The 22,470-nt window shown below is 75.2% G+C and carries 17 protein-coding genes and 1 pseudogene; 6 read left to right on the plus strand and 12 right to left on the minus strand.

Annotated elements, in window-relative coordinates; all coding sequences use genetic code 11:
• Positions 1-163 precede the first annotated feature (163 nt).
• The 3 genes from ACI2LW_RS31315 to ACI2LW_RS31325 form a co-directional block, all read right to left on the minus strand.
• Complete coding sequence (locus ACI2LW_RS31315) at positions 164-520, minus strand: DUF1330 domain-containing protein (protein ID WP_404734636.1); 357 nt, start codon at positions 518-520, stop codon at positions 164-166.
• A 194-nt stretch (positions 521-714) separates the two neighbouring features.
• Positions 715-1,569: a DMT family transporter gene (locus ACI2LW_RS31320; RefSeq protein WP_404734637.1), complete on the minus strand. Its 855-nt coding sequence runs from the start codon at positions 1,567-1,569 to the stop codon at positions 715-717.
• 20 nt (positions 1,570-1,589) lie between these two features.
• Positions 1,590-2,765, minus strand: a complete 1,176-nt coding sequence (locus ACI2LW_RS31325) for an enolase C-terminal domain-like protein (RefSeq protein ID WP_404734638.1) — start codon at positions 2,763-2,765, stop codon at positions 1,590-1,592.
• Positions 2,766-2,997: 232 nt separating this feature from the next.
• Between ACI2LW_RS31325 and ACI2LW_RS31330 the strand changes: the two genes are divergently transcribed.
• The 5 genes from ACI2LW_RS31330 to ACI2LW_RS31350 all read left to right on the plus strand — a co-directional run bounded on the left by ACI2LW_RS31330 (position 2,998) and on the right by ACI2LW_RS31350 (position 7,459).
• Positions 2,998-3,468 carry an SPW repeat protein gene (locus tag ACI2LW_RS31330; RefSeq protein WP_404734639.1) on the plus strand — a complete coding sequence of 157 codons (471 nt, stop codon included), beginning with the start codon at positions 2,998-3,000 and terminating at the stop codon, positions 3,466-3,468.
• A gap of 303 nt (positions 3,469-3,771) precedes the next feature.
• Positions 3,772-4,593 (plus strand): ribonuclease BN, encoded by an 822-nt coding sequence (locus tag ACI2LW_RS31335; RefSeq protein ID WP_404734640.1) that lies wholly within the window; start codon positions 3,772-3,774, stop codon positions 4,591-4,593.
• Positions 4,594-4,905: 312 nt separating this feature from the next.
• On the plus strand, positions 4,906-5,832 hold the full coding sequence (locus ACI2LW_RS31340; protein WP_404734641.1) for a DMT family transporter: 927 nt from the start codon (positions 4,906-4,908) through the stop codon (positions 5,830-5,832).
• Positions 5,833-6,098: 266 nt separating this feature from the next.
• Positions 6,099-6,491: a RidA family protein gene (locus ACI2LW_RS31345; RefSeq protein WP_404734642.1), complete on the plus strand. Its 393-nt coding sequence runs from the start codon at positions 6,099-6,101 to the stop codon at positions 6,489-6,491.
• A gap of 107 nt (positions 6,492-6,598) precedes the next feature.
• Positions 6,599-7,459, plus strand: a complete 861-nt coding sequence (locus ACI2LW_RS31350) for an oxygenase MpaB family protein (protein ID WP_404734643.1) — start codon at positions 6,599-6,601, stop codon at positions 7,457-7,459.
• 102 nt (positions 7,460-7,561) lie between these two features.
• On the opposite strand, the gene katG is transcribed toward ACI2LW_RS31350, so the two are convergent.
• From katG to ACI2LW_RS31370, 4 genes are all read right to left on the minus strand, one after another.
• Positions 7,562-9,805, minus strand: coding sequence for a catalase/peroxidase HPI (gene katG, locus ACI2LW_RS31355; protein ID WP_404734644.1), 2,244 nt, complete (start codon positions 9,803-9,805; stop codon positions 7,562-7,564).
• 24 nt (positions 9,806-9,829) lie between these two features.
• The gene (locus ACI2LW_RS31360) at positions 9,830-10,273 is read right to left on the minus strand and encodes a Fur family transcriptional regulator (protein WP_404734645.1); all 444 of its coding nucleotides are present in this window, start codon (positions 10,271-10,273) and stop codon (positions 9,830-9,832) included.
• A 236-nt stretch (positions 10,274-10,509) separates the two neighbouring features.
• Positions 10,510-10,776, minus strand: a complete 267-nt coding sequence (locus tag ACI2LW_RS31365) for a hypothetical protein (protein ID WP_404734646.1) — start codon at positions 10,774-10,776, stop codon at positions 10,510-10,512.
• A gap of 236 nt (positions 10,777-11,012) precedes the next feature.
• A complete protein-coding gene (locus ACI2LW_RS31370) occupies positions 11,013-14,387 on the minus strand; it encodes a pyruvate carboxylase (RefSeq protein WP_404734647.1) in 3,375 nt (1,124 codons plus the stop codon).
• Positions 14,388-14,677: 290 nt separating this feature from the next.
• On the opposite strand from ACI2LW_RS31370, the gene ACI2LW_RS31375 reads away from it, so the two are divergent.
• Complete coding sequence (locus ACI2LW_RS31375) at positions 14,678-15,475, plus strand: polysaccharide deacetylase family protein (protein ID WP_404734648.1); 798 nt, start codon at positions 14,678-14,680, stop codon at positions 15,473-15,475.
• 31 nt (positions 15,476-15,506) lie between these two features.
• Here ACI2LW_RS31375 and ACI2LW_RS31380 read toward each other — a convergent pair.
• From ACI2LW_RS31380 to ACI2LW_RS31400, 5 genes and pseudogenes are all read right to left on the minus strand, one after another.
• A pseudogene (locus ACI2LW_RS31380) lies at positions 15,507-15,956 on the minus strand (PP2C family protein-serine/threonine phosphatase); the annotation flags it as partial.
• 415 nt (positions 15,957-16,371) lie between these two features.
• On the minus strand, positions 16,372-16,800 hold the full coding sequence (locus ACI2LW_RS31385) for a hypothetical protein (RefSeq protein WP_404734649.1): 429 nt from the start codon (positions 16,798-16,800) through the stop codon (positions 16,372-16,374).
• A gap of 65 nt (positions 16,801-16,865) precedes the next feature.
• Positions 16,866-17,408 (minus strand): BBE domain-containing protein, encoded by a 543-nt coding sequence (locus ACI2LW_RS31390; RefSeq protein WP_404734650.1) that lies wholly within the window; start codon positions 17,406-17,408, stop codon positions 16,866-16,868.
• Positions 17,366-18,277, minus strand: a complete 912-nt coding sequence (locus tag ACI2LW_RS31395) for an FAD-binding oxidoreductase (RefSeq protein WP_404734651.1) — start codon at positions 18,275-18,277, stop codon at positions 17,366-17,368. Before ACI2LW_RS31395 ends, ACI2LW_RS31390 begins: the two co-directional genes overlap by 43 nt.
• A gap of 69 nt (positions 18,278-18,346) precedes the next feature.
• On the minus strand, positions 18,347-22,144 hold the full coding sequence (locus ACI2LW_RS31400) for an AfsR/SARP family transcriptional regulator (protein WP_404734652.1): 3,798 nt from the start codon (positions 22,142-22,144) through the stop codon (positions 18,347-18,349).
• Between the last annotated feature and the right edge of the window lie 326 nt (positions 22,145-22,470).

Below are 22,470 nucleotides of genomic sequence, written 5' to 3' on the forward strand. Positions count from 1 at the left end.
GCCCCCCGCGGGGGCCACGCCCCCCCCCCCCGCCCCCCCCCCCCGCAACGGCCGCCGTCCGGGCCGGCTGGGCCCCGCGGGGCCCCCGGGTGCCCGGGGGGCCCGCGCGGCGCGTTGCACCGGCCGGCAACCGCCGGTCCGGGGGCGGGCGGTGGCCGGCCGGTCAGGCCCGGTCGGCGGGCGTGAGCGCCTCGCGCATCGCCCGGGCGGTGGTGGCGGGGTCGTAGTCCTCGGGGACTCCCGGCACGAGGACGATGTCGCCGTCGATGTGCCGGGCGCGCAGCGGCGTGATCTCCCGGTAGGCGGGCGAGTCCCACCAGGCCCGCGCCTCGGCGATCCCCGGGAAGGCGATCACCACGACGTGCCCGGGCCAGCTCCCCTCCTTCACCTCGTGCCGCGCCCCGTGCACGAGGAACCGGCCGCCGTACGGCTCCAGGGTGGCGGTGATCCGCTCCATGTACTCGGCGATCTCCGGATGCGGGGCGGCGTCCCGCAGATGGGCGATGGCGTAGGCGGGCATGGTGTCCTCCGGTCGGGGGCGAACGGGCGTGCGTCGGGCCTGCGTCGGGCGTCCGTACGCAGACGATCCTCACCCGCTGCGGCCCTCCGGGTCGATGACCTCGGAGGTAAGGGGCACGGCGGCACGGCGGGCAAGGCCGCCCGGGCGCCCGGAGGACATCGGGTGCCCGGCTCGTGTCCGGGGAGCGCTGCGGGCTAGAGGGGCTCGGCCTCGCTCCGGGCCAGGGCGAGCACTCCGGCGGTGATCAGCCCGATGCCCAGCGCGAGCGGCAGCAGCCACCAGCCGGCCCGCATGTGCTCCTCGTAGACCAGGATCCCGAGCAGGAAGCTGACCGTGGCGTCGCCGAGGGTCAGGGCGGGCTGGGAGGCGATCAGCGGCCCGCCCTGCATGGCGTGTTCCAGCAGGAGCATGGCGCACACTCCGCTCGCCCCGAAGGCGTACGTCTGCCAGGAGGTGAGGAATCCGGCGAGGCCGGCCTCGGCGAGGATGTGCACGGACGTCTTCATCAGACCGGCCGTGAGGGCGAAGCAGATCGCGGTCGCCGTGCCGAGGCAGGCGGCGCGGAACCTGCCCGCCGGCCGTCTCAGCCCGGTCATGGTCAGCACCACGACGGCACCGGCGCAGGCGGCCAGGACGGGCAGCCAGCGGTCGATGGACACATGGGTGCGATTGCCTCCCGGCGCCGCGGACAGCAGCGCCACCGCCAGGCCGACCACGACGACCAGCAGTTTCAGCAGCAGCGCCGCGGGCGGCCGCCGGCCCTGCATGAGCGCGGCGATGAGGAGGGCGAGGGGGAGTTCCAGCACGAACAGCGGCTGGACCAGCGACAGCGGGCCGGTGGCCAGCGCGAGCGCCTGCCACACCCCGGCCGCCACCACGGTCAGCACCCCCGCCACCCACACGGGCCGCCGCAGCAGGGCGAGGATCAGCCCCATGCTGAACCCCCGCGACTGCGGCACGGTCAGCGCCGCCCGGCGCTGCAGCACGGTGGCGAAGGCGTTGCTGAGGGCGGCCAGCAGGGCGAAGAACGTCGGCAGGACGACCTTCATGGCCTCCTCCGCGCTGCCCGTCACCGGCCCCGGCCCGTGGTGCGGTGCGCCCCCGGTCGCTGCCCGTGGACGCGGTGGGGTTCGGCGTCGGCCCACTTCACGTCCAGGCCGAGCCCGGGCCGGCCGGTGTCCGGGCGCAGCGCGCCTGCCTCGGGCGGCAGCGTCCCGTCGAACACCAGGCTTTCGAAGCGGACGTGGTCGTGGAAGTACTCCAGGTGCCGCAGCCGCCGTACGGCGCAGAAGGCGTGGGCGGAGACCGCGGGGGCGCAGTGCGCGGACAGGTCCAGGTGCCGGGCCGCGGCGAGCCCCGCCACCTCCAGCACGCCGGTGATGCCGCCGCAGCGGGTGACGTCGGCCTGGAGGCAGTCCACCGCGCCGCCGTCGACGAGGTTGACGAAGTCGCGCGTGGTGTACGCGTACTCGCCGGCGGCGATCTCCAGCCGGGCCGGGCCGCGCTCGCGCAGCAGGGCCAGGCCCTCGACGTCGGCGGAGCTCACCGGTTCCTCGAACCAGCGCACGTCCCACTGCTCGTGGAACCGGTGCGCCCAGTACAGCGCCTCCTTGCGGCCGAGCGCGCCGTTGGCGTCGGCGAACAGCTCGACGCCGTCGCCGATCGCCTCGCGGACCGCGGACAGCCGCACCGGGTCGGCGGCCGGGTCCCGTGAGGTCTTCAGCTTCACCCGCCCGATGCCCTGCCCGGCCCAGCCGGCGAGCTGGCCGGCGAGACGGTCCGCGGGGTAGTTGGTGAAGCCGCCGCTGCCGTACACCGGAACCCGGTCGTGGTACGACGGGAGCAGGCGGACCAGCGGCACGTGCAGCAGTCGCGCCTTGAGGTCCCACAGGGCGATGTCGGCGGCGGACACCGCCATGGCGCCCACGCCGGGCCGTCCCGCGTTGCGGACGTGCCGGCCCATCAGCTCCCACAGGGCGGGCGGCGACGAGGGGTCCGCGCCTTCGAGCAGCGGGGCGAGTGTGCCGGACAGGAAGGCCGCGGCCGACACGTCGCCGTAGGTGTAGCCGATGCCGGTGCGCCCGGCCGCGTGCACCCGGACCAGGACCATGGTGGTGGAGTCCCACTCCAGGGTGCCGTCCTGTTCCCTGCCGCCGGGGCCGTCGGTGGGTACCTCGAAGGCGTGCACGTCGACGGCGTCGATCCGGCACCCGTCGAGGGCCGGTCCGGTGCCGGGGTCCGTCATGGGGCCCTCCTCGCAACGCGTCTCTGCCCACCTGTGGGTCACCCGGGAGGGCCGCGGGTAAACGACCGGGCCCGTTTCACCACCCTCACAGACCCGTGTCCGTCCGCCCGGTCCGCCCGGGAGCCGCCACCGGAACTCCCGCATACAATCGGGATAAAGAGGACATAAGTCAGCCGGTCGTGGGAACCATTGCACAAGGCAAGAGCTCCCTTTCGGAGAGGAGACGACAGCAATGTCGTATCCACATCGCTCCAGCGACGTCGGCACCCATCCGGAGATGATGGGCTCGCATCCCGAGATGGCGGAGATGCGGGAGCGGCTCGAGCGCACCGCCTCGAGCGGTCCGGCGATCGCCCTGGAAGGCCTGATCCTCCTGGCGGGCCTCTACATCGCCATCTCACCCTGGGTCGTGCACTTCTCGATCCAGCCCGCCATCACCGTGAACAACCTGATCATCGGGCTGAGCGTCGCCCTGATCGGGCTCGGCCTGGCCCTGGCGCCGGACCGTATGTTCCGGCTGGCCTGGACGCTGGTGCCGCTCGGCATCTGGCTGTTCATCTCCCCGTGGGTGGTCACCGCCCTGCACACCGCGCGTCCCGGCATCATCTGGAACAACTGCTGGACCGGCGCGGCGACGGCCCTGATGGGTCTGGCCGCCATGGGACTGACCATCGGCGTCACACGCCACCGGGGCCGCCGGTGAACCACAGAACCCCGTGTGCCCGCGCCGTGGGGGCGGGCACACGCCGCTGACCGGCCGCGGGGGCCGCCGACCGGCGGCGCGGGCGCGGCGTGAGGGCCGCGGTGCGCCGCGCGGGCGCCGGGCGCGTCCTGCGGGTGAGTGCGCCGTGCGGGTGCGGCGCGTCGTGCGGGTGCCGCGCGTCGTGCGGACCCTCGGGAGGGCGTCGCACCATTGCGGTGTGAGCGAGTCGGCCGCCGGCGGACCGGTACCCGTGCCCGGCGACACCATCCACTCCCGCGCGCGGACGGGCGAAGGGCGGCGGCGGTGAGGGCCGCCGCGCGGCGGGCCGGGCAGTCGCTGCTCGGCGCGTGGCACTGGCTGGAGGCGTCCGCCCTCATCCGGCGCGGCCGGGAGCTGGAGCTGATGCACCGGGCGATGGGATTCGCCACCCTGTCCCTGGTCACCCTGGCGCCCCTGCTCATCGTGGTCGCCGCCGCCGACCCGCTCGGACAGGGCGGGTTCGCGGCCTGGCTGGTGGACGGCATGGGGCTGACCGGGCGGTCGGCGCGGGTGATCACGGACATCGTCAGCCCGCCGGTGAGGGTCATCGGCACCACCGGTGTCTGGAGCGGGGTTTTGCTGGCCGTGTTCGGCGTGTCCTTCGCGGGCAGCGTGCAGAACGGCTACGAGCGCGTCTGGAGCCTGCCGCCCGGTCCGTGGCACCGCATCTGGCGCCAGGCGACGTGGCTGGTGGTGCTCACCGCGTACCTCTACCAGGAGGTGCAGAACCGGCACCAGTTCATCGGCTGGCACCGGATCGCGGTCTCCGCCGCCGCCGGCGCGCTGTTCTTCTGGTGGGGCCAGCACTTCCTGCTCGGCGGCCAGGTGCACTGGCAGCACCTGCTGCCCGGCGCGCTCGCCACCATGGTGGGGCTGGGCGGCCTGCGGGTCTTCTCCCACCTCGTCTTCACCCCGCTCATCGTCGACAACGCCGTCAGCTACGGCACGGTCGGCATCGTGCTGGTGGTGGAGTCGTGGCTGACCGGAGTCGGCTTCGTGTTCTACGGCGGCGCGATGTTCGGCCGCTGGTTCTGCGAGCACCACTGGTGGCCCCGCAGGCGCCCGCGCCGCCCGGAGGGGCGCTGACCGCCTTACGGAGGGGCGCTGACGCCCGTACGGCGCGACGGGCGTGGCGCATGCGCACGGCGTACGGGCGTGGCCCACGGCGCACGGCGTATCGCGCACGGCGCCGGCGTGTTTGGCGGGGCTCCGGCCGGGGCACTCCGGGACGGCCAAGCCCGCCGGAACCCGGGCGGTCGCCGCGGCCCGCGTGGCCACCCCCGGCGTTCACCGTCATCGCCCGAGGTCGGCCATCGTGTCTCCAGCGTCCCGCGGCACCCGGTCCAGCGCCGTACCGGTGCTCCGGGCGCGGCTGTCCCCGGGGGCGGATGAACGGCCGTGAGCCCCCTCACCATCGTCCTCGCCCTGCTCGCGGCCCTGTCCAACGCCTCGGCCTCCGTGCTCCAGCGACGGGCCGCCACGGACGAGTCGGGCGCCGGGAGCGGAGCGCGCCAGGCGGTGCACTGGCTCGGCCGTGTGCTGCGGCGGCCGCACTGGCTGGCCGGGGCCGCCCTGCTCGGCCTGTCCACCGCGCTGCAGGCGGCGGCGCTCGCCGTGGGCAGTCTCTCCGTGGTCCAGCCGCTGCTGGCCACTGAGCTGCTGTTCACCCTGGCCGTGGGCAGCGTGGTCTTCCACAGCCGCCCGGACCGGCGCACCTGGCTGGCGTTCGCGGCCCTCGCCGTGGGACTCGCCCTGTTCCTGGGAGCGGCCGCGCCGTCCACCGGCCGGACCACCGCCGCGCCGGGGCTCTGGCTGGTGACCGGAGGAACGGTCCTCGGCGTGGTGGTCGTGGTCGTCGCGGTCTCCCGTACGGTGCACGGCGCGCCGCGTGCCGCCCTGCTCGGCCTGGCCTCCGCCGTGTCGTTCGCCGGTACCGCCGCCCTGCTCAAGGAGGTCGTGGGCCGGCTCGGGCAGGGTGCGGGCACGCTCTTCACACAATGGCCGCTGTACGCCACCGTCGTCACCGGGGCGGTGAGCTTCCTGCTGCTGCAGAGCGCGTTCCGGGCCGGCAGCCTCAGCGCCTCCCAGCCCGCCCTGACCCTCGGCGACGCCGTGACCAGTGTGGTGCTCGGCGCGGTGCTGTTCGAGGAGGAGATCGGCCTCGGGGTCCGGGTGCTGCCCGAGGTGGTGGGCGTGGCGCTCATCGGGGCGGGCAGCGTCGGGCTGGCGGGCGCCCTGGCGGTCGGCGGCGCCTGGGACACGTCCCCCGGCGAGCGCGGGGGCCCCGGTCCCGACACCCGTGAGCCGGCCTCGCAACGGCCGTGACGGCAGGCGCGGATCCGTGACCGTGCGGCCGTCCGGTCGTTGGTCGGGGTGGTGCCGGCACGCCCTGGTGTCCTCCGGCCGGTGCTCCCGTACGAGCCGGAGGACACTCCCCCGCAGACGGGCGGGGTGCGGGGTTGCGTGTTGCGGGGCAGGCGGGCCCCGGGGGCGCCCGTCTCCCTCGGCGCGCGCACGGTCCGCCGCTGCATCGCGCGGGGGCGGTTCGCCGTGGTGGACGTATCACCGGCCGCCCCTCTAGCGTTCGGCGCATGACGGAACGACGTGCCATCCTGAGCGGTTCGGCCTTCGAGGAGCAGATCGGATACGCCCGTGCCGTGGTCGACGGCGACTGGGTGCACGTGTCGGGGACGACCGGGTTCGACTACGCCACGATGACCATCTCCGACGACGTGGTGGAACAGGCGGAGCAGTGCCTGCGCAACGTCGGGACCGCGCTGGCGGAAGCCGGGTGCGGCTTCGCCGACGTGGTGCGGGTCCGGTACCTCCTTCCCGACCGGGCCGACTTCGAGCCCTGCTGGCCGGTGCTGCGCCGCGTCTTCGGGGAAGTGCGGCCGGCCGCCACGATGCTTGTGTGCGGGCTCGCCGACCCCCGGATGAGGATCGAGATCGAGGTGTACGCCCGGCGGCCCGGCACCCGCTGACCGCACCCGCGCGCGGCCGGGCGGTCGTTCCCCGACTCCCACGCGCCGGCGTGCGCCGCCCGCGTACCCTCGGGCCTGTCGGACACGGGCATCCCAGGGAGGCGCCGGTGCTGTCGGACGTGCGGGAACAACTGGGCAGGGCGCTCTTCCACCGGGTCGCGGGCCCGGAGGGGCCGGCGCGCCGCGCACGCATCCACGGCAGCCCCGGCCCGCGCTGGTTCGGGCCCGAGCGGCCGATCCGCACCGTGCACGGCGACGCCTCGATGTTCGTCGGAGGCCTGTCCGCGCTGCTGCTGCAGTCCCTGCACCCGCTGGCCATGGCCGCCGTGGCGGAGCACTCCGGCTACCGCGGTGACCCCTGGGGCCGGCTCCAGCGCACCAGCACGTTCCTCGCGGTGACGACGTACGGCACGGCCGCCGACGCGCAGCGCGCCGTGGACCGGGTGCGCGGCATCCACCAGCGGGTACGCGGGACGACGGCCGGCGGCGCGCCGTACCACGCGGCCGACCCGCACCTGCTGGGCTGGGTGCACGCCAGCGAGACGGACAGCTTCCTGCGCGCGCACGAGCGGTACGGCGCCCGTCCGCTGGACGCCGCGGGGTACGACGGCTACGTCGCCGACACCGCGCGCATCGCCGAGGCCTTGGGCGTGGCCGACCCGCCGCGCGACCGCCGCGAGCTGGCCGAGCGGCTGGCCGCCTACCGGCCGGAGCTGAGGGTCACGGCCGAGGCCCGGGCAGCCGCGCGCTTCCTGCTGCTGCGACCGCCCGTGCCGCTCGCGGCCCGGCCCTTCTACGGCGTGCTCGCGGCGAACGCCGTGTCCCTGCTGCCCTCCTGGGCGCGCGCGCTGCTGCGGCTGCCGCGCGTCCCGCTCGTCGAGGACATCACCGTGCGCCCGGCCGGGCTGGCCCTGACCCGGACCATCCGCTGGGCGATGAACCCGCCGCCCCCGCCGCCCCCGGACTGAGACGCGGGACCGGCCCCGCCCCGCCGGACGGGCCGGCGCGAAGCCGGCAGGCGCGGGCGGTCCGGCCGGGCGGTGGAGCCGCCCACCGGACCGCCCGGCCGGTCACCGGCCGTGCCGGGCCAGGTCGAAGCGGTCTAGGTCCATCACCTTGGCCCAGGCCGCCACGAAGTCGTGCACGAACTTCTCCTTGGCGTCGTCGGCGGCGTAGACCTCGGCGACGGCGCGCAGTTCGGAGTTCGAGCCGAACACGAGGTCGGCGCGGCTGCCGGCCCACTTGACCTCGCCCGTGGCCGCGTCCCGGCCCTCGAACGTGGTCCGGTCCTCGGACGTCGCCTGCCACGTCGTGCCCAGGTCGAGCAGGTTGACGAAGAAGTCGTTGGTCAGCGAACCGGGAGTGGTCGTGAAGACGCCGAGCTGCGACTGCTGGTGGTTGGCGCCCAGCACGCGCAGACCACCGACCAGCACGGTCATCTCCGGGGCGCTCAGCGTGAGCAGGTTGGCCCGGTCCAGCAGCAGGTACTCGGCCGGCAGGCGGTTGCCCTTGCCGAGGTAGTTGCGGAACCCGTCGGCGGTCGGCTCCAGCGCCGCGAAGGACTCCACGTCCGTCTGCTCCTGCGAGGCGTCCACGCGGCCCGGGGTGAAGGGCACCTCGATCTCGAAGCCGGCCTCCTTGGCGGCCCGCTCGACGCCGGCACCGCCCGCCAGGACGATGAGGTCGGCCAGCGAGACCTGCTTGCCGTCGGTGCGGCCGCTGTTGAACGACTCCTGGATGCCCTCCAGCGTGCGCAGCACCGGGGCGAGCCGGTCGGGGTCGTTGACCTCCCAGCCGCGCTGCGGCTCCAGGCGGATGCGGGCGCCGTTGGCGCCGCCGCGCTTGTCGCTGCCGCGGAAGGAGGAGGCCGACGCCCAGGCGGTGGAGACCAGCTCGGACACCGACAGGCCGGAGTCGAGGACGCGGCGCTTGAGGTCGGCGACGTCCTGCGCGTCGATGAGCTCGTAGGTCCGCTCGGGCAGCGGGTCCTGCCACAGCAGGGTCTCGGCGGGCACCTCGGGGCCGAGGTAGCGCGCGACCGGGCCCATGTCGCGGTGGGTCAGCTTGAACCAGGCCCGGGCGAAGGCGTCGGCGAACTCGTCGGGGTTCTCCAGGAAGCGCCGTGAGATCTGCTCGTAGACCGGGTCGAAGCGCAGCGCCAGGTCGGTGGTCAGCATCGCCGGGGCGTGGCGCTTGGCGGGGTCGTGGGCGTCGGGGACGGTGCCCGCACCGGCACCGTCCTTCGGACGCCACTGGTGCGCGCCCGCGGGGCTCTTGAACAGCTCCCACTCGTAGCCGAACAGGATCTCGAAGAAGCTGTTGTCCCAGGTCGTCGGGGTGTTGGTCCAGGTCACCTCGAGGCCGCTGGTGATCGTGTCGCCGCCCTTGCCGGTGCCGTAGGTGCTGCGCCACCCCAGGCCCTGCTCCTCCAGCGGCGCGGCCTCGGGGTCCGGGCCGACGTTGTCCGCCGGGCCGGCTCCGTGGGTCTTGCCGAAGGTGTGACCGCCCGCGATCAGGGCGACGGTCTCCTCGTCGTTCATCGCCATGCGGCGGAAGGTCTCGCGGATGTCGCGGGCCGCGGCGATCGGGTCCGGGTTGCCGTTGGGGCCCTCGGGGTTGACGTAGATGAGGCCCATCTGGACCGCGCCGAGCGGGTTCTCCAGCTCGCGGTCGCCGGTGTAGCGCTCGTCGCCGAGCCAGGTGGTCTCCGGGCCCCAGTAGACGTCCTCCTCCGGCTCCCAGACGTCCTCGCGGCCGCCGGCGTAGCCGAAGGTCTTGAAGCCCATGGACTCCAGGGCGACGTTCCCGGCGAGGATGAGCAGGTCGGCCCACGACAGGTTGCGGCCGTACTTCTTCTTGACCGGCCACAGCAGACGGCGCGCCTTGTCGAGGTTGGCGTTGTCGGGCCAGCTGTTCAGGGGTGCGAAGCGCTGCTGGCCGGAGCCCGCGCCGCCGCGGCCGTCGCTGATGCGGTAGGTGCCCGCGCTGTGCCACGCCATGCGGACGATCAGCGGGCCGTAGTGGCCGAAGTCGGCCGGCCACCAGTCCTGCGAGGTCGTCAGCACCTCGGCGATGTCCCGTTTGACGGCGGGCAGGTCCAGGCTGGAGAACGCCTCGGCGTAATCGAAGTCCTCGCCCAGGGGGTTGGCCACGGCGGGGTTCTTGGCGAGGATCTTCAGATTGAGCCGCTCCGGCCACCACTGGCGGTTTCCGCCGCCCTGCGTCGGGTGGAGCGCGCGCCCGTGCGGGACCGGGCAGCCACCGGCTTCCTGCGCCTTGGGGTCGGTGACGATGGCATCGTGGTTCTCAGACAAGGAAATCCTCCAGAACTGCGCGGATCACGGTGCGGTACTGCGGGCGGTGGAGCAGCCGGGGCACAGGCCCCAGTAGATGACCTCGGCCTCGTCGACGGTGAAGCCGTGGTCGTCGTCGGCGGTCAGGCAGGGTGCCCGGCCGACGGCGCAGTCGACGTCGACGACGACCGAGCACGAGCGGCACATGAGGTGGTGGTGGTTGTCCCCGACGCGCCCCTCGAAGCGGGCGGGGCCGCCGGCCGGCTCGATACGGCGGACGAGTCCGGCGGCGGTCAGGGCGTGGAGGGCCTCGTAGACGGCCTGTACGGAGATGTGGCCCACCCGTTCGCGCACCCCGGCGGCGATGGCCTCGGCACCGAGGTGATCACCGGCCCGGACGGTCTCCAGCAGCGCGACGCGGGCGGCCGTCACCCGGAGGCCGGCACCGCGCAGATCCTCGGCTGTGGTCGATCGCTGGGACGCGGTCATGGGCCGAACCTACCGCCGTAAAGACGACTGATTCAAGAAAACGAACGGTGAAAGTCAGCCGTGTTCCGAGGCCGCCACGAGGAGGGCGGCGACGGTACGGCACCCGTATGCGAGGTGGCGTGTGCCGTACCGGCTGCCGTGATCAAGGTACCTCTCCGCTGACGCCGCATCAGGAAATGACGCGCGGTGCGCGGCGTGTGTCGAGCCCGCGCGGCGGCGGGGGCGGCGCCGTGCCGTCACGGTATGTCGCCGCGCCAGTCGTAGCGGCGGGCGTCGCGCGGCCGGGGTTCGTACAGGGCCCGGCCGCCCGCGCCGTACCGGCCCATCTCGGTGGGCAGGGCGATCTGCCCGCCGGGCGTCGCGGCGGGCCGGCCGGTGATGTCCAGCAGCAGCCCGTCCAGGGGGCCGCCGACCAGCTGGGCGTAGGTGCGGCCGGGCCGCGGGGCGGCGTCCTCGTGATCGGCGCCGTACACCCGGCCGCGCAGGAACTCTCGCTCGTCCATGGCGCCAAGACTGACAGCCGCCACTGACAACGGGCCCGGCGAGCGGCCGGGCCCGCCCCCTGCCCTTGCGGCCCGGACCCGCCCCGGCCGCAACGGCCGGGACCGGACGGCACTCCCCGGCCGTGTGGCCGGAGCCGGACCGGGCGCGGGGGCCTGGACCCGACACCCCGCCCGGCACCGCGGCCCCCGGGACCGGACCCGGCGCGGGGCCCGGGACCGCACCCGGCGCCGGCGCGTCAGGCGATCTCGACGAGCAGGTCGCCGCCCTCCACCTGCTGGATGCGGTTGATGGCCAGCCTGGTCACCCGGCCGGCCCTCGGCGCGGTGATCGCGGCCTCCATCTTCATCGCCTCGATGGTGGCCACGGTCGCGCCCGCCGCCACCTCGTCGCCCTCGCTGACGGCGAGGGTGACCACGCCGGCGAACGGCGCCGCCACATGGCCGGGGTTGGTGCGGTCGGCCTTCTCGGTCACCGGGACGTCGGTGGCCGCCGCGGCGTCGCGGACCTGGATCGGGCGCAGCTGCCCGTTGAGCGTGGCCATCACGGTGCGCATGCCGCGCTCGTCCGCGTGGCCGACGGCCTGCAGCTCGATCAGGAGCCGCACACCGGGCTCCAGGTCGACGGCGTACTCCTTGGCGGGGCGCAGCCCGTAGAAGAAGTCCTTGCTGTCCAGGACGCTGGTGTCGCCGTAGGACTGGCGGTGGGTCTCGAAGTCGCGGGTGGGGCCGGGGAACAGCAGCCGGTTGAGCGTGGCGCGGCGGGACTTCTCCAGGCCCTCGCGGTCCTCGGCGCTCAGCCCGGGCGCCGGCTTGGGCTCCGGCCGGCCCTCGAGCGCCTTGGTGCGGAAGGGTTCGGGCCAGCCGCCGGGCGGGGTGCCCAGCTCTCCGCGCAGGAAGCCGACGACGGAGTCCGGGATGTCGAACCGTTCCGGGGTGGCCTCGAAGTCCTCCGGGTCGACCTCGGCGCCGACCAGGTGCAGCGCGAGGTCGCCGACCACCTTGGACGAGGGGGTGACCTTGACCAGCCGGCCGAGGATGCGGTCGGCGGCGGCGTACATCGCCTCGATCTCCTCGAAGCGGTCGCCCAGGCCCAGCGCGACCGCCTGGGTGCGCAGGTTGGACAGCTGGCCGCCGGGGATCTCGTGGTGGTAGACCCGGCCGGTCGGCGCGGCCAGGCCCGCCTCGAACGGGGCGTAGATCTTCCGCACGCTCTCCCAGTAGGGCTCCAGGTCGCCGACCGCCTGGAGGTCGAGGCCGGTGGGCCGGCCGGAGTGGTCGGTGGCGGCCACGATCGCGGACAGCGACGGCTGCGAGGTGGTGCCGGCCATCGAGGCGACCGCGCCGTCCACCGCGTCCGCGCCGGCCTGGACGGCCGCCAGGTAGGTGGCGAGCTGGCCGCCCGCGGTGTCGTGGGTGTGCAGGTGGACCGGCAGGTCGAACTCGCGGCGCAGCGCCGACACCAGGGTTGCGGCGGCCGGGGCCCGCAGCAGGCCCGCCATGTCCTTGACGGCCAGGATGTGCGCGCCGGCCTCGACGATCTGCTCGGCCAGCCGCAGGTAGTAGTCGAGGGTGTAGAGCCGCTCGGCGGGGTCGGACAGGTCGGCGGTGTAGCACAGGGCCACCTCGGCGACCGCCGTGCCGGTCCGGCGTACGGCGTCGATGGCGGGCCGCATCTGTCCGACGTCGTTGAGCGCGTCGAAGATGCGGAAGACGTCGATGCCGGTGGCCGCGGCCTCCTGGACGAAGGCGTCGGTGACCTCGGTGGGGTAGGGCGTGTAGCCGACGGTGTTGCGGCCACGCAGCAGCATCTGCAGGCAGATGTTGGGCACCGCCTCGCGCAGCGCGGCCAGCCGCTCCCAGGGGTCCTCGGCGAGGAAGCGCAGGGCCACGTCGTAGGTGGCGCCGCCCCAGCACTCCAGGGACAGCAGCTGCGGCAGGGTCCGCGCCACCGTGGGGGCCACGGCCAGCAGGTCCTTGGTGCGCACCCGGGTCGCCAGCAGGGACTGGTGGGCGTCGCGGAAGGTGGTGTCGGTGACGCCGATGGTGGGCGACTCGCGCAGCCACCGGGCGAAGCCCTCCGGGCCGAGTTGCACCAGCCGCTGCCGGGATCCGGCGGGCGGCTCGACGGCGGGCAGCGGGGGCAGCTTGGTGACCGGGTCGACCAGGTCGGGGCGCTCGCCGTGCGGCTTGTTCACCGTGACGTCGGCGAGGTAGGTGAGCAGCTTGGTGCCGCGGTCGGCGGAGGAGCGCGCGGTCAGCAGGTGGGGCCGCTGCTCGATGAAGGAGGTGGTGACGCGCCCGGCCTGGAAGTCGGGGTCGTCCAGCACGGCCTGGAGGAAGGGGATGTTGGTGGCGACGCCGCGGATGCGGAACTCGGCCACCGCGCGCCGGGCACGGCGGATCGCGGTCTTGAAGTCCCGGCCGCGGCAGGTGAGTTTGACGAGCATCGAGTCGAAGTGCGCGCTGATCTCCGTGCCCGCGTGCGTGGTTCCGCCGTCGAGGCGGATGCCCGACCCGCCGGGCGAGCGGTAGGCGCTGATCCGGCCGGTGTCCGGGCGGAAGCCGTTGGCCGGGTCCTCGGTGGTGATACGGCACTGCAGGGCCGCGCCGCGCAGGGTGACCGTCTCCTGGGACAGGCCGAGGCCGGGCAGCGTCTCGCCGGCGGCGATGAGCAACTGGGCCTGCACCAGGTCGACGTCGGTGACCTCCTCGGTCACGGTGTGCTCGACCTGGATGCGCGGGTTCATCTCGATGAAGACGTGGTTGCCGTCCTGGTCGAGGAGGAACTCCACGGTGCCCGCGTTGCGGTAGCCGATCTCGCGGGCGAACCGCACGGCGTCGGCGCAGATGCGGTCGCGCAGTTCCGGGTCGAGGTTGGGCGCGGGGGCCAGTTCGATGACCTTCTGGTGGCGGCGCTGCACCGAACAGTCGCGCTCGAACAGGTGGATGACGCCGCCCTGCCCGTCGGCGAGGATCTGCACCTCGATGTGGCGGGGGTCGACGACGGCCTTCTCCAGGAAGACGGTGGGGTCGCCGAAGGCGGAGGCCGCCTCGCGGGAGGCCGCCTCGATGGACTCGCGCAGCGCGGCCGGGTCCTCGACCCGGCGCATACCGCGCCCGCCGCCGCCCGCGACGGCCTTGACGAACACCGGGAAGCCGATGTCCTCGGCCGCCCGCACGAGTTCGTCGACGTCGGTGCAGGGCGCGGAGGAGCCGAGCACGGGCACCCCGGCGGCGCGGGCGGCGGCCACGGCGCGCGCCTTGTTGCCGGTCAGTTCCAGCGTCGCGGCGTCCGGCCCGACGAACGTGATGCCCGCCTCCTCGCAGGCGCGGGCGAGTTCGGGGTTCTCCGACAGGAAGCCGTAGCCCGGGTAGACGGCGTCGGCCCCGGCCCGGCGCGCCGCGCGGATGATCTCGTCGACGGACAGGTAGGCCCGCACGGGGTGCCCGACCTGACCGATCTCGTACGCCTCGTCGGCCTTGAGCCGGTGCAGCGAGTTGCGGTCCTCGTGGGGGAAGACGGCGACGGTGCGCGCGCCCAGTTCGTAGCCGGCGCGGAACGCTCGGATCGCGATCTCGCCGCGGTTGGCGACCAGTACCTTGCGGAACATCCTGGATCCCTTCGGCCTGCCGGTGACGAGGACCATGGTGTCGGCGCCGCCTGTATCACGCCATGTGAGCCAGGCCACTCCTCCGCGTCGCCCACGCCGTCCGGCCCGGTCCGGGATGCCGGGCGGGCGGCCCGCACGCACGCGGCACCGCGCGGATCCCGCCACGTCCTGTCCCCGGGTTCCCCCGGAATCGTCCGCGATCTGTAACGGACGGATCCTCCGGGGGCTTTTCTCCGTCCTGACCAGTGCACGGATCGACGCGGCAGCGGGAGCGGGAAATGGGGCGGGGCATGGTGCGGCACGGCGGCGGACGAGGGTGGCACGGCCGGGTACTCGCGGCGGCGATCGGGGTGACGGCCCTGGCGGCGGCCACGTCGGTGTGGACCGCGCAGGCCGACCCCGCCGGCCGGCACGGCGCGCGGGCGGGCGCCACCGCGCGTCCCGCCGCTCCGTCCGCGGGCGCGCCCGGCGGCCGGGCCGCGGCGGTGTCGGTGGACATCGTCCACGCCTCCGACCGCGGCGCCCGGGGCGTCAACATCACCATCGACGACGGTCCGGACCCGGTGTGGACGCCGCAGGTGCTGCGGGTGCTGAAGGACCACGGGGTGAAGGCCACCTTCTGCATGGTGGGCACGCAGGCGCAGGCGCACCCGGACCTGGTGAAGGCCGTGGTGGCCGCCGGGCACCGGCTGTGCGACCACTCGGTGTCGCACGACACCGGCATGGACCACAAGCCGGAGTCCTACCAGTCGCGGCAGATCCTGGACGCCGCGCGGATGATCACTCAGGCGTCGGGCGGTGTGAAACCGATGTACTACCGCGCCCCCGGCGGCGCCTTCACCCCGTACAGCCGCAGGCTCGCCGCCGCCCAGGGGATGCGGCCCCTGGGCTGGAACGTCGACTCCAAGGACTTCGAGCGGCCCGGCACCGGGGCGATCGTGGCCACGGTGGAGCGGGAGGTCTCCGGCGGCCCGACGATCCTCTTCCACGACGCGGGCGGGGACCGCTCCCAGACGGTGGCCGCCCTGCGCGAGGTGCTGCCGTGGCTGAAGCAGCAGGGCTACTCCTTCGGCTTCCCCGTGCACTGAGCCGTCCGCCGCGCCTGCCCGGGCCGGGACAGAGCCGGGCGACGATCAGGGCGAGGTCGTCGCGGCCCCCGCCGGCCACACCGGGGCGGGCCGGCAGCGTGCCGGCGATCTGCTCGCTGCCGAGCAGCGCGCAGTCGCCGACGGTCCGCGCCAGCCGCTCCAGGCCCACGTCGACGTCCTCCCCGCGGCGTTCGATGAGCCCGTCGGTGCAGAGCACCAGGGTGTCGCCGCGCCGGCAGTGGATGCCGGACTGGGGGCGCGGGACGTGCACGGGGCGGGCGGCCGGCGGCGGATCGGTGGCCGCGTCCAGCAGCTGGAGGCTGCCGTCCCGGTGGACGAGGACCGGAGGAGGGTGGTGACCCGCGCTGCTGTATGTGATCAGGCAGCTGCGGGTGTCCACGATGACCTTGACCGCGGTGGTGCCGAGCGCCCCCTCGACCGACCGCGCGTACAGGCCGAGCACCTCCAGGGCGGGGGCGGGGCACTTCTGGGGGACGCTGCCCGGCGGTCGATCCCCGACCGGGGGCGCCGGACGGTCGGCGCCCGCCTTCCACAGCGGGGCACCGACAGAGTGACGCCGGCGCCGGACGACCGACGGCCGGCATCAGCGGCGGGAGGTCGACGGCGGCTCGGATCGACGGCCGACATCCGCGGCGGGAGGTCGACGGCCGGCGGAACGACGTGTGCGCCAGGCAGTCGGTGCTCGCCCCTGACAGTCGGGCGCCCGCAGCCGGGCGCCCCGCAGCCTGAGCCGGCAGGCCGGCAGGCCGGCGCCGGCGGTCGTACGGCCGGTCACCGGTCGTACGGCCACCGGCGATCCGTGGATGCGCCGCCCCCTGGCGTGCGGTATCCGCGGGCGCCGCCGCGTCCGGAAGAGCGCCGCCACGTCCTTCCGGTCAGAGGCGGCCGCCGGTGAGCCGGGTCAGGGGGCCCTGGGCGCGGCGGCCCGCCCTGCGGCCCACCGTGTACGAGGCGGCGCTGAGCGCGGCCAGGCCGCCGCCGAGACCCGCGGCCACCAGCTTGCGCTGGGCGACCACCGTCCAGGCGGTCTTCGCGGTGGCCGCGACCTGCCCGGAGGCCGAGACGAGGGCCTGCCGGCCCGCCTCGACGCCCTTGACCGCGCTCCGCGCGACCCCGTTCGCCGCCTCGGCGGCGCGTGCGGCGCCGGACGCCGTCCGCGACGCCACGTCGTCCGCCGTGCCCGCCGCGCTCGCGGCGGCGCGGGAGGCCGGGGCGGTCGCCTTGTCCGCGGTGCGCCGGGCCTTCGACGCGGCCGTCCGCGTGGATTCGGCCTTCTTGTTGGTGCTCCCGTTCGCTTCACTCATGTACTCCGCCTTGCCCCTCGCGCCCGCGGCAAACTCGCCGCCCGGACGCGGGGGCTGACCGGCCGTCACCCCGCGGCGGAGGGCCGGATGTTCTGGTTGAGGCGGAACATGTTGGTGGGGTCGTAGGCGTCCTTGACCCGCACCAGCCGTTCGTGGACCGCGTCCGGGTAGGAGTCGCGCACCTTGTCCTCGGCGGCGTCGCCGGTGAAGTTGACGTACATGGTTCCGCGGCCGTGGCGGGCGATCTCCCGGCGGGCGCCGCGGGCCCACGCGACGCGCGCGTCGAAGTCCGCCGCGTCCTGGGAGCGGGCGATCACGTTGCAGAGCACGCTCGCCTCCCGCTGGCTGAACGCGGTCGCGTCGGCCGGCACCCGCGCGAAGGCGCCGCCGAGCTGGTGCAGGTGCAGTTCGCACGCGGGCGTGGGGCTGTCCAGGTGCTGCCGCAGCAGGGCGTCGACCGCCTCGTCGGACGGCTCGATGAACGCCGAGGTGAAGTAGTTGTGGGCGCCGGCCGTCCACAGCGGGTCGAGCAGGGACTGCATGCCGAGGTACGGAATGGGGCCCATCAGGTCGGCGATCGGCGTGCCCAGGCGGCGCAGCGGCGCCACGGCGGACTCCCGGCCTCGGGGGTTCCCGCGTACAGGCCGGCGACGACCGCGACCCGGGTGCCGTGGACCTCCGGCGGCAGGAACGGCACGGGCGGGGCGGTGGTGAGGTTGACCACCGTCGTCAGCTCGTCCGGCATGTCCGCCGTCAGCTCGCGCCAGCCCGTGACGACCTGGCGGGCCTGTGCGCCCGGGTAGAAGATCAGACCGCCCAGGACCTGCGGTCCGACCTCGTGCAGCCGGTACTCCAGCGACGTGACGACGCCGAAGTTCCCGCCGCCGCCCCGCAGCGCCCAGAACAGCTCCGGGTGCTCGTCCGCGGCGGCGCGCACCACGCGGCCGTCGGCGGTGACCACCTCGGCCGCCGTCAGGTTGTCGGAGGCCAGACCGTACCGGCGCAGCAGCCATCCCACGCCGCCGCCCAGGGTGAATCCGGAGATGCCGGTCGAGGAGACCAGTCCCCCGGTGACGGCCAGGCCGAAGGCCTGCGTCTCGTGGTCGAAGTCCGCCCAGGTCAGGCCGGCCTGGGCGACGATCCGCCGCCGTACGGGGTCGACGACGGCGCCCTTCATGGGCGACAGGTCGATCACCATGCCGTCGTCGCAGGTGGAGAACCCGGCGATGCTGTGGGCCCCGCCGCGCACGGCGACCAGCAGGTCCTCGCTGCGGGCGAACTCGACGGCGCGGATCACGTCCGCGGTGCCGGCGCAGCGCACGACGAGCGCCGGGTGTTTGTCGTGGGCCGCGTTCCAGACGGCGCGGGCCTGGTCGTAGGAGGGGTCGCCGGGGCGGACGACGGTGCCGCGCAGGCCTGCCTCCAGTTCGGCTACGGTGGCGTCTCCCAGGACGCGCCTGGCCGTGTCGATCGACATGGTGGGCTCCTCGGTGCGGGGATTTCACTCGGACGTGCACGACCGTAGGAAGGGCCTCTTAGCACGCACTCAGCAGTCGCTTTGCGCTTCCCCGCCCGGTGCGGGAGGGCGGTCCGGCGTTTCCCGCAGGCGTCGCAGGGCGGCCCGGCCCCGGGTGTCGCCGAGGCTGTCGAAGAGGTCCGCGGCCCGGGCGGCCGCGGCGGTAGCGGCGCCGGGATCGCCGTCCTGCCGGGCCAGCCGCGCCAGCATCAGCGCGACCCACCCGGCGGCGTGGCGCGATCCGGCGATGTGCTCGAGCCGCCGGGCGCGGGTCAGCAGGGCGCGGGCGCCGGCCCGGTCGCCCGCGGCCCGGGCCACCAGGCCGAGGTGGAGCAGGCTGTTGACGCTCCCCGGGATGTCGTCGGTCTCCTCGTAGCCGGCCAGGACCGCGGCGAGCGTGTCGCGGGCGCCGCCGGTGTCCCCGGCGGCCAGCCGCAGCAGGCCGAGGCAGCCGAGGGTGATGCCCTCCTCACGGCGGTCGCCGAGCCGGCGCCTGACGGCCAGGGCGTCCTCGAGATACTGGCGTGCCGCGTCGTGGTCCCCCCGGGTGCGGCAGACGTTGCCGAGCGTGTTCAGCGCCAGCGACTCGCCGTACGGGTCGGCGAGTGCGCGGAAGGTGTCGACGCTGCGCCCGGCCGCGTCCTCGGCGCCGCCACAATCGCCCTCCAGGCGTGCCGCCCAGGCGAGGTTCGCCAGCACGTGTCCGCGGGCACGGGCCGCGCCCACGGTCCTGCCGACCAGCACCGTCTCCTCGAAGAACACCGAGACCTCCCCGCCCGCCGGCCCGTCCTCGACCGCGTATCCGGGGGTCATCACGAGGAGGAAGGGGGCGGTCCCCTCCTTCACCTCCTCGAGGAGCCCCAGGCTTCGCGTGCAGGCCGCGCGGGCGGCCGCGCCCTCGCCGCGGCAGACGGCCCGTACCCCCTCGTGGTACGCGACGGCGGCCGGCACCGACGGCTCGTCCGCCTCGCGGGCGAGGGCCCGGGCCCGGTCCAGGGCGGCCGCGGCGGCCTCCCGGGTGCCGCGCATCCACAGCAGCACGGACTGCCGGCAGCAGGCGTGGGCGAGGGCCGCCCGGTCCCCGCACTGCTCGTGGACGGCGACGATCTGCGCGCCGATGTCCTCGAGCGGGGAACCGTCGCCGAGGCGGACGGCGAGCACGCCCTTCCCCATGAGCGCCGCGGCGCGCTGCGGGGTGGGCTCCGGTGCGGCGGCCAGGGTGTCGTCGAGCCAGCGCCTGCCCTCCGCGAGGCGCCCGCGTTCGGACCAGAAGAACCGCAGGGCCGCCGCCAGACGCAGGGCGCTGCCGGGGTCACCGCGCAGGGAGGACCGCAGGGCGGCGCGGAGGTTGCCGTAGTCGGCCTCCAGCTCCAGCGGCGTGGGTCCGCAGATCCCGGTGGGCGGCTCCTGGTCGCGTCTCCGGGCCAGCTCCAGGTAGAAGCGCCGGTGCCGGGCCTCGGCGGCGGCCTCTTCCCCGGCGGCGCGCAGTTGTCCGGCCGCGTACTGCCGCACCGGCTCCAGGAGCCGGTAGCGGGCCTCGTGCTGTCCGGGCTCCACCGGCTCGACCCAGACCAGCGACTTGTCCGCCAGCCGGCCGAGCAGGTCGAGCACCGGCGCCCCGGCGGCGTCGTCTGCGCAGACCTCCTCGGCCGCGGCCAGGGTGAACCCGCCCACGAACACCGCCAGGCGGCGGAAGAGGCGCCGTTCGTCCTCGTCGAGCAGCCGGTGGCTCCAGTCGAGGGTCGCCAGCAGCGTCTCCTGCCGGGTGGCGCCGCGCCGGCTGCCCCGGCCGAGCAGGGCCGGTGCGTCGTCTAGCCGTTCGGCGATCTGACGCGGGGTCAGGATGTGCACCCGGGCCGCGGCGAGTTCCAGGGCGAGGGGCATTCCGTCGAGCCGGAAGCAGATCTGGGCGACGGCGGCCGCGTTGTCCGGGGTGAGGCGGAACCCGGGGGCGGCGTCGGCGGCCCGCTCGGTGAACAGCCTGACCGAGGCGTACCGGCCCAGTTCCTCCACCGGGGGGAGCCGGCAGGGGTCGGGCAGGGCCAGGGACGGCACCCGGAAGGTGCGCTCACCGTAGCTGCGCAGCGGCTCCCGGCTGGTCGCGAGCACGGTGACGTCCGGGCACCGCGCCATGACTTCGGAGGCGAGGGCGGCGCACGCCTCGACCAGGTGCTCGCAGTTGTCCAGCACCAGCAGCAGTTCCCGGCCGGCCAGCTGTCCGGCCAGCGCCTCGCAGGCCGCGCCGGAGGGCGGGAGTTGCAGCCCGAGGACGGCGGCGACCGCGTCCGGCACCAGGTGCGCCTCGGTCAGCGCGGCCAGGTCGACGAACCACGCGCCGTCGCGCAGGGCTGCGGCCCGCCGGGCCGCGACGGCCAGGGCGAGCCGGGTCTTGCCGCAGCCGCCCGCGCCGGTGAGCGTCAGCAGCCTGCTGCGCAGCAGCAGCCGCTCCACCTCGGCCGTCTCCCGCTCGCGGCCGATCAGGCCGGTCGCGGGTTCCGGGAGATTGTGCCGCGGGTGCTGCGGGAGCGGCCGGTCCCGTGGGGGCGGCGGGCCCGGGAGAGGCGGCCCGCTCTCCGGGGGCGGCCGGTCCCGTGGGGGCGGCGCGGGCTCTGGGAACGGCGGGTTCGAAGGGGGTGGCCGGCCCTCCGGGCGTGGCGGGTTCGGAGGGGACGGCGCTCGCTCCGAGGGCGGCGGGCTCGGAGACGGTGGCCCGTCCTCCGGGAGTGACAGGTCCCGCAAGTCCTGTGCGGGCGTGGGTTCCTGCGGGGGCGTCAGGTCCTGTGCGGGCGGCAGGTCCTGGGCGTGTGCGGCTGGCAGGTCCTGTGCGGGCGGCAGGTCCTGGGCGGGCGGCAGGTCCTGGGCGTGTGCGGCTGGCAGGTCCTGTGAGGGCGGCAGGTCCTGTGCGTGTGCGGGCGGCGGGTCCTGTGCAGGCGGCAGGTCCTGCGGAGGCACGTCCCGCTGCGGCACGTCCCGCTGCGGCATGTCCTGTGCGCGCGGCGGGGGTTCCGGGCGCCGCGGGTGTCCTCCGGGCGGCGGACGGCGCGCGGGCGCCGGGGTGACCGGGCGCTCCTCCCCCGTATCGACCGATCCGGCCAGCAGGGAGCGGTAGAGGCCGCGCGTACGGGGGTCGGGGTCGCCGCCGGTCTCCCGGTGCAGCGCGTCGCGCAGCCGCTCGTAGGCGGCCAGTGCCTCACCGCGCCGGCCGGCCCGGGCCAGGGACCGCATCAGCGCCCGGTGGCCGGGCTCGTGCAGGGGGTCCTGGGCGACGAGCCGCTCCAGCACCTCGACGGCCTCTTCGGTGCGGTGCTCGCGTTCCAGCGTCTCGGCCAGCCCCAGCCGCAGGCTGGTGCGCCGCAGTGCCAGGGCCGCCGCGGCCTCGCCGACCCACGGCTCGTAGGTGTCCTCGGGCAGCAGTCCGGGTTCGGCCAGGGCGAGCGCGGCCCGGTAGCTCGACACGGCGCCGTCCTGCCGGGTGCGCCTGACCGCCGCGTCCAGTTCGTCGACGTCGACGCGCACTCCGCCGTCGGGACCGAGCAGCACCAGGTCGTCGCGGAGCACCACGACTCCGTCGCCCGCTCCCGTGGCGGCCAGGGCGCGCCGGGCCGCGTGCAGCACCTGGTGCAGGTTGTTCGCGGCGGCGGTCCGGTCCAGGCCGGGCCACAGCAGGTCGTAGAGCTGTTCCCGGTGCATACGATGGCCCGGTGCCAGGCAGAGGAGTTTCAGCAGGCTGCGCGCCTTGCGCAGGCGCCAGGCCCCGGCGGCGACAGGGCGGTCCCCGACCGCCACGGCGAAACCGCCGAGAAGCCGGATGCGCACCTCTTGGACCATGGCTGCCTCCCGAGCAGGCTACCGCCGCAGCCGCGCCGGGACCCGCCGGCGGAACGGCCAGGACGACGAACGAGTGGGGCAGGCACGGGGCCGGCGGGGTCCCCGGTGCCTTGAACGGGGGCGTCCGGTGACAGCGGCGGCAACACGGCGGTCGGACGGGCACGGCCGCGTCGAAGTGGTCTGCCTGGGCCACGACCACGCGCGCCTGGAGAGCGGAAGCCCGGGGAGGGGGAGCCGGGAGCGCGCGAGCCTGGAGAGCCCGCGCCCGGAGCAGCCGGGCCCGCAGCAGCCGGCCCCGGAGCAGCCGGGCCTTCACGGGCCGGGCC

Origin of the sequence: Streptomyces sp. NPDC004065 (assembly GCF_044903565.1) — a bacterium.
Lineage (GTDB): Bacteria > Actinomycetota > Actinomycetes > Streptomycetales > Streptomycetaceae > Streptomyces.

Bases quoted from the DNA above. Each gene is read 5' to 3' on its own strand.
- ACI2LW_RS31325 (WP_404734638.1), bottom strand. From the start codon at position 2,765: ATGACGGACCCCGGCACCGGACCGGCCCTCGACGGGTGCCGGATCGAC.
- ACI2LW_RS31330 (WP_404734639.1), top strand. From the start codon at position 2,998: ATGTCGTATCCACATCGCTCCAGCGACGTCGGCACCCATCCGGAGATG.
- ACI2LW_RS31360 (WP_404734645.1), bottom strand. From the start codon at position 10,273: ATGACCGCGTCCCAGCGATCGACCACAGCCGAGGATCTGCGCGGTGCC.
- ACI2LW_RS31365 (WP_404734646.1), bottom strand. From the start codon at position 10,776: ATGGACGAGCGAGAGTTCCTGCGCGGCCGGGTGTACGGCGCCGATCAC.
- ACI2LW_RS31315 (WP_404734636.1), bottom strand. From the start codon at position 520: ATGCCCGCCTACGCCATCGCCCATCTGCGGGACGCCGCCCCGCATCCG.
- ACI2LW_RS31370 (WP_404734647.1), bottom strand. From the start codon at position 14,387: ATGTTCCGCAAGGTACTGGTCGCCAACCGCGGCGAGATCGCGATCCGA.
- ACI2LW_RS31385 (WP_404734649.1), bottom strand. From the start codon at position 16,800: ATGAGTGAAGCGAACGGGAGCACCAACAAGAAGGCCGAATCCACGCGG.
- ACI2LW_RS31375 (WP_404734648.1), top strand. From the start codon at position 14,678: ATGGTGCGGCACGGCGGCGGACGAGGGTGGCACGGCCGGGTACTCGCG.
- ACI2LW_RS31400 (WP_404734652.1), bottom strand. From the start codon at position 22,144: ATGGTCCAAGAGGTGCGCATCCGGCTTCTCGGCGGTTTCGCCGTGGCG.
- ACI2LW_RS31345 (WP_404734642.1), top strand. From the start codon at position 6,099: ATGACGGAACGACGTGCCATCCTGAGCGGTTCGGCCTTCGAGGAGCAG.
- ACI2LW_RS31395 (WP_404734651.1), bottom strand. From the start codon at position 18,277: ATGTCGATCGACACGGCCAGGCGCGTCCTGGGAGACGCCACCGTAGCC.
- ACI2LW_RS31320 (WP_404734637.1), bottom strand. From the start codon at position 1,569: ATGAAGGTCGTCCTGCCGACGTTCTTCGCCCTGCTGGCCGCCCTCAGC.